General features: G+C 68.7%; 9 protein-coding genes and 1 tRNA gene. 4 read left to right on the top strand and 6 right to left on the bottom strand.

The features are described 5' to 3' along the window. Positions 1-55: 55 nt before the first annotated feature. Complete coding sequence (locus ACLBWH_RS03170) at positions 56-1,249, top strand: DUF2252 family protein (RefSeq protein WP_447796731.1); 1,194 nt, start codon at positions 56-58, stop codon at positions 1,247-1,249. A 14-nt stretch (positions 1,250-1,263) separates the two neighbouring features. Here ACLBWH_RS03170 and ACLBWH_RS03165 read toward each other — a convergent pair whose 3' ends face one another. From ACLBWH_RS03165 to ACLBWH_RS03155, 3 genes are all read right to left on the bottom strand, one after another. Next, the gene (locus ACLBWH_RS03165; RefSeq protein ID WP_447796729.1) at positions 1,264-1,632 is read right to left on the bottom strand and encodes a thiol-disulfide oxidoreductase DCC family protein; all 369 of its coding nucleotides are present in this window, start codon (positions 1,630-1,632) and stop codon (positions 1,264-1,266) included. 299 nt (positions 1,633-1,931) lie between these two features. Then, complete coding sequence (locus ACLBWH_RS03160; protein WP_447797466.1) at positions 1,932-5,012, bottom strand: TonB-dependent receptor plug domain-containing protein; 3,081 nt, start codon at positions 5,010-5,012, stop codon at positions 1,932-1,934. 131 nt (positions 5,013-5,143) lie between these two features. Continuing rightward, positions 5,144-8,188: a glycosyl hydrolase family 28-related protein gene (locus tag ACLBWH_RS03155; protein ID WP_447796727.1), complete on the bottom strand. Its 3,045-nt coding sequence runs from the start codon at positions 8,186-8,188 to the stop codon at positions 5,144-5,146. Positions 8,189-8,409: 221 nt separating this feature from the next. Here ACLBWH_RS03155 and ACLBWH_RS03150 point away from each other — a divergent pair, with 221 nt between their 5' ends. After that, complete coding sequence (locus ACLBWH_RS03150) at positions 8,410-8,949, top strand: gluconokinase (RefSeq protein WP_447797465.1); 540 nt, start codon at positions 8,410-8,412, stop codon at positions 8,947-8,949. A gap of 97 nt (positions 8,950-9,046) precedes the next feature. Here the strand turns inward: ACLBWH_RS03150 and ACLBWH_RS03145 are convergent, their stop codons facing one another. Together ACLBWH_RS03145 and ACLBWH_RS03140 are read right to left on the bottom strand one after the other, a co-directional pair. Continuing rightward, complete coding sequence (locus ACLBWH_RS03145; RefSeq protein ID WP_322847727.1) at positions 9,047-9,724, bottom strand: FadR/GntR family transcriptional regulator; 678 nt, start codon at positions 9,722-9,724, stop codon at positions 9,047-9,049. Between the two features lie 20 nt (positions 9,725-9,744). After that, positions 9,745-11,091: a GntT/GntP/DsdX family permease gene (locus ACLBWH_RS03140; RefSeq protein ID WP_447796725.1), complete on the bottom strand. Its 1,347-nt coding sequence runs from the start codon at positions 11,089-11,091 to the stop codon at positions 9,745-9,747. 552 nt (positions 11,092-11,643) lie between these two features. Here ACLBWH_RS03140 and ACLBWH_RS03135 point away from each other — a divergent pair. Further along, positions 11,644-11,916 (top strand): response regulator transcription factor, encoded by a 273-nt coding sequence (locus tag ACLBWH_RS03135; protein WP_322847729.1) that lies wholly within the window; start codon positions 11,644-11,646, stop codon positions 11,914-11,916. A 57-nt stretch (positions 11,917-11,973) separates the two neighbouring features. Then, the gene (locus ACLBWH_RS03130) at positions 11,974-14,973 is read left to right on the top strand and encodes a glycosyl hydrolase family 28-related protein (protein WP_447796723.1); all 3,000 of its coding nucleotides are present in this window, start codon (positions 11,974-11,976) and stop codon (positions 14,971-14,973) included. Positions 14,974-15,081: 108 nt separating this feature from the next. Here the strand turns inward: ACLBWH_RS03130 and ACLBWH_RS03125 are convergent. Next, a tRNA-Glu gene (locus ACLBWH_RS03125) sits at positions 15,082-15,156 on the bottom strand. Positions 15,157-15,370: the final 214 nt, after the last annotated feature.

Here is a 15,370-nt window from a genome sequence, read left to right as displayed (position 1 = left end):
GTAACCCATGTGGGTCAGCGTGCGTTACGTTATATTGCTGATCCGAAGGACATCGATGCCGACACCCCGTCCCGCCGAACGCGGCGCCATCCTCGAAGCCAAGCGCAAGTTGAAGATGGCGCGTTCGACCCATGCCTATGTCCGGGGTAACACGGTCAAATTCTACGAATGGCTGGCGGAATCGCGGGCGTCGCGTCACGTTCCCGAAGGACCGGCGATCTGGATCTGCGGCGATTGCCACCTCGGCAATCTCGGGCCGATCAACGACGGTGACGGACGCATCGCGATCCAGATCCGCGACCTCGACCAGGCGGTGATCGGCAATCCCGCGCACGACCTCATCCGCCTCGGCCTGTCGCTGGCGACCGCGGCGCGCGGCTCCGACCTGCCCGGCGTCACCACCGCGCATATGATCGAGGAGATGGTGACCGGTTATGCGCGCGCGATGCGCGATCCCGGCGGCGACGACAGCGGCCCCGAACCCGAGGTGGTGCGCAGCGTCAAGCGGCGTGCGCTCGGCCGGCGCTGGCGGCACCTCGCCAAGGAACGGCTGCGCACCGAAGAGCCGACGATCCCGCTCGGCGACAAATTCTGGCCGCTCGACGGCAGGGAACGCGATGCCCTCGCCGCGGTGCTCGCCGAACCCGACGTCACCGCATTGGTGCTGGCGCTCGACGACAAGGACCGCGACCGGGCGGTGCGGCTGGTCGATGCCGCTTATTGGATGAAGGGGTGCAGTTCGCTCGGCCTGTTGCGCTTCGCGGCGCTGGCCGGGTTGAAGAACGCCAAGGGCCGGTCGGACTATGCGCTGATCGACATCAAGGAAGCGACCGCGCCGATCGCACCGGCCGCGCGCAGCGCGACGATGCCGGCGGATCAGGCGGTGCGGGTGGTGACCGCGGCGCGCGCGCTGTCGCCGCATCTCGGCAGCCGCATGGTCGCGGCGCGGATGCTCGACAGGTCGCTGTTCGTGCGCGAACTCTCGCCGCAGGATCTCAAGCTGGAGGTGGAGCAGTTCAGCGCCGGGCAGGCGGTGAAGGCGGCCCGCTACCTCGCTTTCGTCGTCGGCAAGGCGCATGCACGGCAGCTCAGCCGCGACGAGCGTGCGGAGTGGACGCAGGTGCTCGATGCCGACCGACGCGGGGCGATCGACGCACCGGGCTGGCTATGGGAGAGCGTCGTCGCGCTCGCCGGGCTGCACGAGGCGGGCTATCTCAATCATTGCCGGCAATATGCGATGGGCGGCTGACCGCGCCCTTCGGTTCACCGCAGCAGGCGCTGGAGGCGGGGGCGAACGCGCAGGAACCGACGATAGGCGCGCTCCATGATGCGCAACGCGAGCGGCTGGCGGGCGAGCAGGCCGAGCGGGCGGAGCAGCGGGATCGCGCGCCACATCGCCGCGAAGGCGGCGGCGCCGGAGAGCAATCGACCGTTCTCGCTCGCGTGGAACCGGTCGAGCAGTGCGGCGCGATCAGTCGGACAGACGCTGTCGCTATCGGTCGCATCGATGAAGGTGATCGCGCCGCGCCGGTCGAGCCGGCGCATCACCGCGATCTCGCGCCGGCATAACGGGCAATTGCCGTCATGCCAGACGGTGACGCCAGTGGCGGCGGCGGGGGTGGGGGATGCCATCCCAGATCAATGGCTGGCGCGGGCGGGCGTTCCTCCGGCGCCACATTCATCGGCACCGCAACCCCGCGACCGCCCCGCCCGTCACCCCGGCCTTGCGCCGGGGGCCCGCTTCTTCGGACGACGCAAAGAAGCGGGATGCCGGATCAAGTCGGGCATGACGGCGGACTCAATTGCCGTCGCGACACCCCGATCGTCGATCCGGCCCGGAACGATCGCATCAAAAAATCCCCCGCCATGCCGGATCGCGTCCGGCATGGCGGGGGAGGCGGGGGACCTGGTTGGAGCGGAGGACTATCGGATCAGAACCGCGCGCGGACGCCCAGACGGTAGAAGCGGCCCAGCGTGTCATACAGCGCCGGATTGACGTCGAGGCCGGTGTTGGTCTGCGGCGATGCCTCCGGATCGTGGTCGAACAGATTGTCGACCTTGAAGAACATGCTGACCTGCTTGGTGACGTTGAGCGACCCGCCGATGTCGAAGTAGAAGGCACCCTTCATCTTGTTATAGTCGATCGTCGGATTGTTGGCGGTCGAGACCGGGCAGCTCGTCGAGCAGACGACATATTGGTTGCCGAACACGCCGTCGCTGAACCAGCGCTCCTGCAGCAGCAGGCTGAACTGGTCGTTGTCGTAGCTCTGGATCGCCAGCCACTTCCAGCTCGGCGTCGCGCCCGAATTGGCGCCGGCGCTGTCGACCGGGATGGTGCCGGGCAGGCCGGGATCGGTGATGAAGTTGATGACGTGTGTGCCCAGGCCGCGCAGCGTAAAGTTGCCGCCGAGGCCCAGCGGATTGCGCCACTGGTAGCTCGCCTCGATGTCGAAGCCCTCGGTCTTGATCGAGGCGAGGTTGAACGACTGGACGTTGACGAACGCGGTCTGGTTGCTGCCGGCGGCGATGTCGAGATTGAAGGCGCCGCAGGTGTCGGGCAGGTTCGAGATGTAGCACAGATTGACGATCTGCTGCGCCGACAGGCTGGAGACGACGTCGCTGACCTTGATCTTGTAATAGTCGAACGACAGGCTGAGCCCCGGCAGCCAGGACGGGCGCGCATAGACGATGCCGGCTTCGGTGCTGCGCGCGGTTTCGGGGCGCAGATTGGGATTGCCGATCGTGTTCTGGATGATGAGCAGCTGTCGCCCGGTGGGGTTGGCCGCCGTCGTGCGCGGGTCGGTGAAGTTGGGGACGGTCGTCGTCGTCGGCGCGGCGAACAGTTCGGAAAGGTTCGGCGCACGCACGTCGCGCGACGTCACCGCACGCAGGCGCAAACCGTCGAGCGGCGTTTCCCAGGTGCCGCCGACCTTCCAGGCGTAGATGACGCCCGAGGTCGAATATTTGGTCGCGCGGCCCGCGGCGTTGATGCTGGCCTTGCCCAAAGCCGCCGAGTCGAGGATCGGCAGGTTAAGTTCGAGGAAGCTTTCGTAGACGTGATATTTGCCCGAACCGTTCTTGTAATTGCCGGCGTACCAGTTGCTGCCCAACGTCGAATTGAGGATCGGATCGGCCGGATAGTCGGCCGAATTGGGGCTGATCGCCGACACGCCCGCGCCATAGGGATCGGCGTTCACGCGATACGCCTCGCGCCGGTATTCGACGCCCATCGCGACCGCGAGCGGACCCGCCCACAGGTCGATCGGCGTGCCCGAGATGCTGGCGGCGGCGGCATCCTGCGTCTGGCGGGTATGCTGGAACGGGCCGTTCTCGGGCACGATATAGGCGAGCGCCGCGGCGGAGGGTGCCGCGCCTCCGAAGATGTTGATCGGCTGGCAGCCGTTGGCCCGCGCGGTCGCATTGGCGCAGACGATCTGGCCGTTGAGCGTCGTCGCGTTGATCGCCTGATTGTACCGGCCGTTCAGGCTGATGTTGTCGACATTGATGTCGGTGATGTTGATGCCGTGCTCGTAATAGATGTCATAGGTCCAGTTGGACCCGAGCACATCGGCCTTGCCCTTCAGGCCGCCGACGAAGCGATACTGGCGGCGATCGGTATTGACCTTGATGTTCGGCAGGATGGCGTTGCTGAGGCCATAGCCGAAGGTGGTGACGCCGTTGGCGGCGCAGGCGGCGCTGACCGACGCGGGCAGATAGGGGTTCGAACACTGGATGGTCAGGCCGGTCTTCGAGGCACCGGGATTGGGCTGGTTGTTGGTCTTGACCTGCGCGATATTGGCGGTGACGTACAGCTCGGTATCCGGCGCGATGTCGTAGCCGACGCGGGTGTAGCCGTTGATCCGCTCCAGCGCCGATTGCAGCGACGTGCCCGAACCGACATGGCCCGACTGATCGCCGCCGACGCAGAAGCCGACGTAGCAGCCGATGACGTTGCCGCCCGCGGTCTTCGACGGCACGCCGTTCGATCCGTACTGGAACGGGAAGGGGTTGCCGTTGACGTCGAATGCCGTGCCCTGCAGCGGGCCGCTGCTGATCAGGCCGTACTTCGTATATTGATAGGCTTGCGCATGGTCACGGTAGAGGAATTGCGGCGTGCCGCCGGCGCGGTTGCCGGTGTCGACCAGCGTCGAGGCGCGATACCAGTCGCGGCTGCCGGCGAGGTCCTCACCATAGTTGCCGGGGCCGACGCCCTGATCCTTCGCATATTCGCCGCTGAGGATGACGTGCAGCTTGTCGCCCGCGAACGCCTTGCCGACCGCGAGCTGCGCCAGCACCTGACCGTCGTCGCCGTAAGTGGTGATGCCGGTTTGAAGGTTGCCCTTGACGCCGGTGAAGCGGGTATCGGTGATGAAGTTGACGACGCCGCCGACCGCATCCGAGCCGTAGGAGGCGGAGGCGCCGCCGGTGACGATGTCGACGCGCTTGATGAGCAATTGCGGGAACTGGCTGATGTCGGTCACGCCGGTGACGTTGGCGCCGATCACGCGCTGTCCGTCGAGCAAGGTCAGGGTGCGGATCGTCCCCAGACCGCGCAGCGACAGCGAGCTCAGCCCCTGCTGGCCGCTCGACGTGCTGAACGTGCCCGTCGTCGCACCGGTCGATCCTTGCAGCGAGGGCAATTGCACGACGGTGTTGAAGATGTTCGCCTGGGCATTCTGCTGGATCTGCTGTTCGCCGATCACCGTCGTCGGGGTCGGCGCGTTGAAGCCGTTGGCGGTGATGCGGGTGCCGGTGACGACGATGTCGCTCGCCGGGGCCTCCGCCTGCGGCGCATCGGCGGTGCCGTCGGTGGTGGTGGTCGGTTTGACGAGCTGGTCGGGCGCGGCGGGGTCTGCCGAGCGGGTCGAATCGGGCACCGCCGACTGATCCTGCTGCTGCAGCGGCCGCGCGAAGGCCGGCACCGACACCAGCATCGCCGCAAGCGCCATCACGCTGGTAGCGCTACCCGAAATACCCGCAAGGCGTCGCCGATCGCGCGAGACCATCTTCATCATCCATCCCCTTGTCCGCAGGGTCCGCGCCGGGCTCGCCGGTCTGATCCCTGATCCTGCGGCCAGTCTACGCAAAGACGGTCGCCGCGGCATCTACGACCAAAGTCGATTCGTGCCGCAGCGGCAGGAGTTCAGGGGCGCGCGGTGTACAGCGCGTGGTGGGTCAGGATGAACAGCGTACCACCGTCTGCACCGCCGAACAGCAGTTGCAGCGGCCGGTCGGGCACGTCGATCCGGCCCTGTTCGCGGCCGTCGGCGGCGTAGACGAACACCTGCCCGTTGGCGACGTAGACGCGCCCGTCGGGGCCGGCGACGACGCTCTCGCCGCCGCGTGGTGCGAACGGCTTGAGATCGGTCACCGCGCCGCCGGCGCCGACCAGACCGCTATAGGTGAGGTTCTCCGAGCCGTTGGCGAGATAGACGCGCGCGCCCGGTTTGGCGGTGACCAGGCCATACGTGTCGAGCGTATCCGAGAAGCGCCAGCCGCGGTGATCCTCCGGCCCCTGCTGCCAGACGCGGAAGGCGGGCAAGGCGAGGCTGCCGTCGGGCGAGACGTATTCGCGGGGCTTGGCGATCGCCATGTCGCGCGCGAACATCTCGGCCAATGTGGTGAAGCGGTCGGTTGCCGGATCATATTGGTCGCGGAATTCGCCGTTGTTCCACAGACTGCCGGGCAGAACGATGCGCGGATGCGCGGCGGCCGGCCTGGCCGCCAGCACGTCGACGGCGGCGGGACGCTTGGGATCGAGGCTGTAGACGGTCGCCGCGGCGCCGGCGGACGACAGCACCATCAGCCGGTCCGACGCATCGACCGCGAGATTGACCGCGTCGAGCGGCGCGTCGGACACCACCGACAGGCCCTCGCCGGCGCTCCAGCCGTGGATGCGCTGCATCGGGCGGTCGACGAAATAGAGCTTGCCGGCACGGTCGACCGCGCCGCCGCCGAGCGCGTGGAAGCCGCCGGCGACGCGCGTCACCGGGATCGCGGTGGATGGCGCGACCGGCGCGTCGGTGACGTCGAGTACCGCGAACTCGCGCTCGCGCACCTCGGCGCCGCGGGTGATGTCGCGGATCGCGTTCTCGTACGGATATTTGCTCGCGCGCAGATAGGTGCCGCAGCCGGCAGCGTCGCAGGTCGAGAAGCCGCTCTCGGCATTCACATGCACGTTGCGGAAACGGATGCCGGTCGAGCCGGTCAGCGTGATCGCCGCCGGGGCGCCCTGCAGCGAGCGGGTGACGCGATAGGCGTGGAGGTTGGCGAACAGGATGTCGCGCGAGTTGCGGATCTCGAACGCCACCGTGTCGCGGCTCTCGCCGGCCTCTTCCTCAGTCTGCGGCGCGAGGAATTCCCAGTTGCGCACGCGGTCGAGCACGATCTCGGCGCGGCGGTGATGCTCCGCGGACATTTGATAGACGTGCCCCGGCGTGTCGGTGTCGGAGACGAGCAGCCCGGCCGCGGCATAGGTGCTCGGCGTCCACAGGCCGTTGAACGTGCCGCCGCCGCCGTCGGTCACCCACAGGCTGGCATTTTGGCCGTCCCAGCGCTGCTTGGGATCGGCATCGCCGCTGTGGTCGGCGTTGTAGGGATCGAAGCGGCTGCCGTCGGCGCGGAAGGTGCCGTGGCCGCCCTGGAACTTGACGTCGTCGACCAGCGAGCGCTCGCCGGCGCGCCACAGCAAGGCGGTCGCGCGCGGGTTGCGGCCGCCGGTGGCGAGGCCGAGGCCGGAGACGATCGCGTCGCCGCCCCTGGCGCTGGCGAGCAGCGCGCGTGGGCCGCCGACGCCGCGGAAGGCGGGACTGTCGTCGGCGAGGACGATCTGGGTCAGGCTGGGGTGGAGGCCGATCAGCACGCTGTCGGGGCGCAATGTCAGCGTGTCGCTGACCCGGTAGAAGCCGGCGGGGAAATACAGCACGCGCCGGCTGGCGATCGCGCGTTGCAGCGCCGCGGTATCGTCGGTGGTGCCGTCGCCGGTGACGCCGAGGTCGCGGACGTTGGTCCAGGCGGCGACCGGCGGCAGCAGGCGGATCGCCGGGTCGCGGCGCTTGGGCGTGCCGGAGAGCGTCACCGCATCCATCCGGGTGGCGTAGCTGCCCATCGCGCCGAGCGCGGGCACCGTGAGGCCGTAGGTGAAGGCGCGGACGCGATAGCGTGCGCCCGACCCGGCGACGGTCTCGCCGCTGTCGCGGAAGTGCGCGAACACCGGCGTGCCGACCGCGGTCGCATCCTCGAAGCCGATCTGCGTATAGGCATTGCCTTCGTTGCTGATGATGACGCCGGCCTTCGAGACATTCTCGAACCGCACCTGCTTGCCCCACAGCCAGTCGCCGTAGCCGCGATCGATCTCGATCCCGACCGGCACGTTGCGGAACACCGTGTTGACCAGGGTCAGCCCCGCCTCATGCTCGCGGATCGCGGCGTCGCGCTGCCCTTCGAAGGTCGCATCGAGCAACGTATATTGCCACGCGGGCGAGGGCTTTTCGGTCAGGATGCCATAGCGGCCGCCGAAGAAGCGCAGGTCCTGCCCGATATTGCCGACCTGATAGATACCGGCGAGGCCCGAGCCGAGATGAAAGTCGATATGGCTGAGATAGGCGTGCTGCGCGGCGTGGAAGCGTACCGCGGTCGCCGCCGGATTGCCGTCGCCGATTTCGAAATCGACATTGGCCATCGCCGAATAGAAGGTGCCCGAATTGGCGTCGGCGATGCCGGGATCGAACGGGACGCTGGTCGGCGGCGGCACCGGCACCGGCGGGCGCGGCGGCTCGCCGGGGCGGACGGGCAAGGTGCCGGTGAAGAATACCATGCTGCCGACGCCGCGCTGGAAGCCGGGCGTCTGCGGGGCGAGCAGGATGACGGGGCGGCGCTTGCCGACACCGAACAGGCGCACGCCGGGCCGCATGAACAGCGTGCGGGTGATGCGGTAGCGGCCGGTCGGCAGGAAGACGAGCCCGCCGCCGCCCTGCGCCGCGACCGAATCGATCGCGCGCTGGATCGCGGCGCTGTCGTCGGCCGCGCCGTCGCCCTTGCCCGCGACGGTGACCGCGCGCGGATCGGCCGGCGCGGTCGCGAAGGTGGAGACCGAAGGCGTCGCCGCGAGCAGCGGCGTGGCGGTGCCGGCGAGCAGCAGCGCGGCAAGGGGGGGCAGGCGGTGCGCCGCCCGGAACGTGGCTATCATCTCGGCGTTTTCCTTGCAGTGGGCGTGGGAGCGTCCCGTGATCGCTTCGGAGTAGGATCGCGCGCGCGGGGCGACGATTGCGACAAAGGTCGTAATGGTCAGCCGGGCACGGACGCGGGATAGCAAGAATATCGTCATGCCGGCAGCTCGGCCGGCCTCGAACGCAAGGGTAGCGCGTGCAGGGACAAGCAGGGACCGATCGCGCTTATGCCGTCGTCGTCATGGGCGTGAGCGGCAGCGGCAAGTCGACGCTGTCGACGCGGCTCGGCGCGGCGCTCGACTGCCCGGTGCTGGAAGGCGACGCGTTCCATTCCCGCGCCAATGTCGCCAAGATGCAGGCGGGCCATCCGCTCACCGACGAGGATCGCTGGCCGTGGCTCGACCGGCTCGGTGCGGCGCTCGGCGAGGCGGCGCTGGCGGCGCCCGGCCATGTCGCGGTCGCCGCCTGTTCGGCGCTCAAGCGCAGCTATCGCGAGCGGCTGTCCGCCGCCTCGGCGGTGCCGCTGCTGTTCGTGCTGCTCGACACCGGCGCGGCCGAGATCGCGCGGCGGATGGAGACGCGCTCGGGCCATTACATGCCGCCCAGCCTGCTCGGCAGCCAGCTCGCCACCCTCGAGCGGCCCGCGCCCGACGAACCCGCGGTGACGCTCGACGCCGCGCGGCCGGTGGAGGTGTTGATCGCCGAGGCGCTGGCGTGGATCGACGCGCGGCAAGGCGCGGTCGCGGGTTCGGACCACCGGATAGCCCACCCTTCGCCCTGAGCCTGTCGCAGGGCGGTGAGGCTCGGGCCCATCGACGGGCTGAGGGCGAACGGCGCGGATCGGGAAACGCTCGGCGATCGGGGGAGCCCGGCCCGACTCACGGCATCAGCCGCTTGCGCCCCTGCGACAGATGCCAGCGCATTGCCAGCGCCGCGCCGTCGGCATCGCGGGTGCGGATCGCATCGACGATCGCGTCATGCTCCGCCATCATCGCGCCGATCACCTCGGGCGGGCGGGAGCGCGAGATGTCGACGCCGGCACGCAGGATGCGCATCACCTCGTCCTGCAGATGGTCGAATACCGGCACGAAGGCGGAATTGCCCGTCGCCTCGACGATCGCGCGGTGGAGCAGCCAGTCCTCGTCATGCGCCGGCGCGTTCGACAGCAAGGCGCTGCGCAACGCCGCGAGCGTATGTTCGATCTCGTCGAGCTGCTGCGGCGAGCGGCGCTGCGCCGCCAGCCGCGCCGCCTCCGATTCGAGCACGAACCGCACCTCGTAGGTGCCGAGCGTCTTGGCGAGCGCATCCATCGGCATGTGCGTGCTGAGCCGTTCGGACGGCCGCCGCTGCACGTAGGAGCCGGCGCCGCGCCGCGCCGCGGTGATCCCGTCCGAGGCGAGCCGCGCCAGCGCCTCGCGAACGATCGTCCGCGACACGCCGAACGAGGCGGCGAGCCGCGATTCGGAGGGCAAACGATCGCCGATCGCGAGCCCTTCGTCGTTGATGATGGCGACGATCGCGGTGTACGCGCGATCGACCAGCCGGACTTCACTCATGGCTGCCTCCCCCGCGTGTGTCAGACGACATAACTGAGCGCGACCACCAGCGCGAGCCCGACCACCGAAATCGTCGTCTCGAGCAGCGACCAGGTCTTGAACGTGTCCGCGGTGCTGGTGCCGACATAGCTTTTCACCAGCCAGAAGCCGGGATCGTTGACGTGGCTGAAGAACACCGAGCCCGCGCCGATCGCCAGCACCACCAGTTCGGGCGACACGCCGGAGCCGGCGACGACGCCGGGCATGATGCCGACCGCGGTGATCGTCGCCACCGTCGCCGACCCCGCGGCGAGGCGGATGCCGACCGCGACCAGCCAGCCGAGCAGCAACGGCGACACCGCATACATCAGCACCAGCCGCGCGAGCAGATCGGAGAGGCCGGCGCTGACCAGCACCTGTTTCAACGCACCGCCGGCGCCGATCGCGAGCAGGATCGCGCCGGCGGCGGCCATCGTCTCGTGCCACACCGCGTCCTGGATCTTCGCTTCGCGCAGCCGGCGGCCGAACAGCAGCGGCAGAGCGAGCAGGTTGGTGACGAGCAGCGCGATCACCGGGTTGCTCGCCGCGACGAGCCAGCCGGTGCCCTTCAGCCCCGGCGCCATCTGACCGAGCTCGCCGGTGGCGATCAGCAGCACCGGCAGCAGCACGATCGCCAGCGACGCGAGCCGCCCCGGCGTGGCGAGATCGAGCCGGTGGTCGTGCAGCAGCGGCGGCGCGAGGCGGATGCCGGGGGTGACGAAGCGGGCGAGCACCGGCCCGGCGAGAATCGCGGTCGGGATCGCGATCACGATGCCGTACAGCATCGTCTTGCCGAGATTGGCGCCGAGCGCCTCGACCGCGAGCAGCGGGCCGGGATGCGGCGGCACCAGCGCGTGGACCACGCCGAGCCCGGCGAGCGCGGGCATGATCAGCCGCAGCTTGGCAGCGTCGCGATCCGCGTCGTCCGGGCCGGCCATCGCCTCGGCGGCGGCGACGACGATCGGCAGCAGCAGGACGAGCCCGGTTTCGAAGAACAGCGGCAGGCCGATGACGATCGCGATGCCCAAGGTCGCCCAGGGTGCGGCGCGCGCGCCGGTCAGCCGCAACGCGCTCTGCGCCAGCGCCGCGGCGGCGCCCGACAGATGCAGCATCGCGCCGAGCGACAGGCCGAGCGCGACCACCAGTCCGGTGCCGCCGATGATGTCGCCGACGCCCTTCTGCACCGCTTTGGCGATATCGGGCAGCGGCAGGCCGGCGAACAGCCCGACCGCGAACGCGCCGCACAGCAGCCCGATGAAGGGATGCAGCCGGCCGCGCACGATCATCAGCACCGCGAGCAGGATGCCGGCCAGCGCCGCGACGACGAGGCGGATGTCCGCGCCGGTCATCGCGACACCGCCGGGGCAGGGGGGAGGTTCGGCTCAAGGCATGTCCCCAGCCACCCCGTCACCGCGGACCGGTTGGAGACCTCCGCCAATCTCCAGTGCTCCTGCGAAAGCAGGAGCCCAAGGGTCCCGGACACCGCAAGGCGTTGTTCTGCTTGGCCCTGGGTTCCTGCGTTCGCAGGAACACTGCACAGCAGCAGTGGCCGGGTGGACTTTCGCAGCGGTCTCCAACACGCCCGACGTGACGACCCGCGCGGGGAGCGCGTCTGCGTACCACCAACCTGCTTCGGCGACATACGCGCCGCGGCGCCCGCCTGTCTGTGCCGCATCGACACCCTCCCTCCGCTTCGGCGACGCCTTCGTCTGCCGTTCCTTGCGGTATCTGTAGGACAGGTTTTTGCCTGTCGCCAAGAAAAAAGGCTTGATCCCCACAGGTTGTACGGATCATACAAGAAACCTGTCTAACCGAATCCGCCTTTTCGCTGGATCGGTCGACCAAGATGGAGCGCCCGACACGGGCGACCGCCGGCTTATGGCCACCAGAGGAGGATGACGATGGAAGGGACTTCCCAGATCGCCCGCCAGCCCGCGATCAACGCCGCTGCGGCGCCGGTCGCGGCCTGTGCGCTCGACCAATTGACGCCGACGCAGATGAAGGTGCTGCGCGGTGTCCACTCCGGCTTGCTCAACAAGCAGATCGCCTACGACCTCGGCATCGCCGAGGCGACGGTGAAGGCGCATATGACCGCGCTGATGCGCAAGCTCAACGTGCGCAACCGCACGCAGGTCGCGCTCGCCGCGCAGACGCTGGGCCGGCGCGCCTCCTGAGCCTTTCCCCGCCGGTCCGGTGGGCCTGCGGCACGACCGATCCCCGGGAGACCTGTCTTGAAGCATATCTGGCTGCTCGCCTCCGCGGCGCTGCTCGCGCCTGCGCCCGCTCTGGCGGCGACGACCTCCGTCTACCTCACCGCACCCAAGGACGCGCGGGCGATCACCGTCCGCGGCGTCGGCGACGGCCGCGCCGACGACAGCGTCGCGATCCAGCAGGCGATCGACGCCGCGGCGCAGGGCGGGAAGGGCGGGATCGTGTTCCTGCCCTCGGGCCGCTACCGGATCAGCCGCACGATCTTCGTGCGTTCCGCGGTGCGCATCTTCGGCGTCGGCGCGACCCGGCCGGAGATCGTGCTCGGCGACAATAGCGAGGGCTTCGGCTCCGGCGTCGCGGCGATGCTCGCTTTCACCGGCGAGGATCAATATCGCGTCGGCAAGGCGCCGGTGCCGCCGCGGACCAGCGTGCCGTTCGATCCGGCCATCTTCGACGCCACGTCGAGCACCTTCTATTCCGCGCTCGCCAACGTCGATTTCCGCATCGGGGCGGGCAATGCGGGTGCGGTCGCGGTGCGCTTCCGCGTCGCGCAGCACGGCTATATCCGCCATGCCGACTTCCACATCGGCTCGGGCCTCGCCGGCGTCTATCAGGCGGGCAACGAGTTCGAGGATCTGCGCTTCTTCGGCGGCCGCTACGGCATCATGTCCGAGAAGACGTCGCCGGCATGGCAGTTCACGCTTATCGATTCCGACTTCCAGGGCCAGCGCGACGCGGCGATCCGCGAGCATGAGGTCGACCTCACCTTGGTCAACGTCGCGATCCGCGACACGCCGGTCGGCATCGAGATCGACCGCGGCTATTCCGATTCGCTGTGGGGCAAGGACGTCCGCTTCGAGAACGTGTCGCAATCGGCGGTGCTGATCTCCGAGGAGAAGAGCGTCTTCACCCAAATCGGCTTCGACAATGCGATCGGCATCAACACGCCGACCTTCGCGCGCTTTCGTGAGAGCGAGACGACCGTAGCGGGCAAGAGCGCGCGCTACCGCGTCAGCGACTTCTCCTACGGCCTCAAGCTGGCGGGGCTGGGGACGATCGGCGATTATGCCACCGACGTGACGATGGCGCCGCTCGCCCGCGTACCGGCGCGACCGCGGCCGGCGATCGGCGCGCTGCCGCCGGTCAAGGCGTGGGCGAATGTCCACGACCTCGGCGTCAAGGGCGACGACACCACCGACGACACCGCCGCGCTGCAACGCGCGATCGACACGCATCGCGTGCTCTATCTGCCGATGGGCCGCTATCGCGTCACCGATACGCTCAAGCTGCGCCCCGACAGCGTGCTGATCGCGCTGCACCCCAGCCTCACCCACGTCTATCTGCCCGACGAGACCCCCGCCTATATGGGCGTCGGCGGCGCCAAGGCGCTGATCGAAAGCGCGAAGGGCGGCAACGCCATCGTCCACGGCCTCGGCCTGTGGACCGGCGGGGTCAATCCGCGCGCGACCGCCTTGCTGTGGAAGGCGGGCGAGGCGTCGATGGTCAACGACGTCAAGATCCAGGGCGGCGGCGGCACGCTGCTGACCAAAGGCAGTCCGATCGGCTTCGGCGATCCGCGCGCGCGCTTCGACGGCCAATATCCCAGCATCTGGGTGACCGACGGCGGCGGCGGCACCTTCTCCGCGCTCTGGTCGCCCAACACGCTGGCATCGGCGGGCTTCTACGTCTCCGACACCAAGACGCCGGGTCATGTCTACCAGCTGTCGGCGGAGCATCATTACCGCCACGAGATCGTCCTCGACCACGTCGAGAATTGGGAGTTCCTCGCGCCGCAGACCGAGCAGGAGGTGCGCGACGGCGTCAACGCGATCTCGACCGAATTCCGCAATTCGCGCAACATCCTGTTCGCCAATTACCATGCCTATCGCGTCACCCGCTCGATCAAGCCGATGGACACCGCGGTGCGGCTGTACGATTCGGGCGACATCCGCTTCCGCAACGTCCATGTGAACGCCGAAAGCGGCTTCGCGAGCTGCGACGCCAAGGGCTGCGGCACCTATTTGCGTGCCAGCAAATATCCGTTCGAGAATGCGATCAAGGACATGACCCGCCAGCAGGAGGTCCGCGAGCGCGAATTCGCGAAGCTCGATGTTCCCGCCGCGCCCGCCACCGCGGCGACCGCCTCAGCGGTGCCGGTCTCGGCCGGGGTGCGCAAGCTGGCCGACGGCTTCTATTCGATCGCCGGCGCGGCGACCGACAAGGCCGGCAAGCTCTATTTCATCGACCGTTTCTTCCAGCGTATCCACGGCTGGTCGCAGGCGGAGGGTCTGTCCACCGTCGCCGACGCGCCGCTCGACGCGGTCAACCTCGCGGTCGATAAATCAGGGTCGCTGCTGATCCAGTCCTCGGCAGGGCGCGACGGCAGCGTCTATAGCATCGATCCCGCCAGGCCCGCCGACGTCCGCGTCATCGCGCCGACGCCGGTGCGCGCCGGTCGCAAGGCGGCGACGCTGCTGCCGGTCAACGTCTGGGCGAACGGCGAATTCGCCGATCGCATCGATCCCAAGACCTATAGCTATCCGACGATCGCCGACTTCTTCACCGGCAAGATGGGCGAGGCCAAGGCGCAGGAATATGTCTCGCCCGACGGCTCGCTCGCGCTGCCCGCGTTCCGCGTCTGGAACCAGGGGCCGGACGATCACCAGGGCTGGCGCTGGTCCGACACGCTCGATTCCTACGGCTTCGTCGCGGCGGCACCGGGCAGCCGCGTGACGCTGACCAACGCTTCGAAGAACCGGACGTACAGCGGCCTCGTCGGCGAGGGCGGGCAGGTCACCGACCTCAAGGTCGTCGCCGACCGCGGCGGCGAAAGCGTCGCGCAGGATGCCGCCGGCAACCTCTATGTCGCGAACGGGCAGGTGTTCGTCTACGGCGCGGACGGCGCGCTGCAGCGCCGGATCGACGTGCCCGAACGCCCGTTGCAACTGGTGATCGGCGGCGCCGACCGGAAGACGCTGTTCATCCTGACGCACCACGCGCTGTACGCGACGGGCCTCTGACCAACGGACGGGATGCGCGGCATGACTGTCGCGCACCCCGGCATGCGCGTCGGAGTTCGGCGAACGACATTCGCCGGTAGCGTAATTATCGATGTCGGGTGCTGCCGCTGGTGACCCCTACGAGAATCGAACTCGTGCTTTCGCCGTGAGAGGGCGACGTCCTAACCGCTAGACGAAGGGGCCGTATGCGGTGAGGGAGCGCCTCTAGGCCGCGGGGGCGGGGGCGTCAAGCGGCAATCGCCGACGCCCCCGTATTCACAGGCTTAGGCGGGATCGACATTCATCGTCGCAGCGTAAATCCTCCCCCGCCAGGGGGAGGTGGCATGCCGCAGGCATGACGGAGGGGGAGGTAAGCGACACGTCTGTTCCGTGTCCTCCCCCTCCGTCACGGCTTCGC

This window comes from Sphingomonas sp. M6A6_1c, from assembly GCF_053345135.1.
The sequence above is the reverse complement of the archived record's forward strand: the minus strand, read 5'-3'. Positions and strand labels throughout refer to the sequence as shown.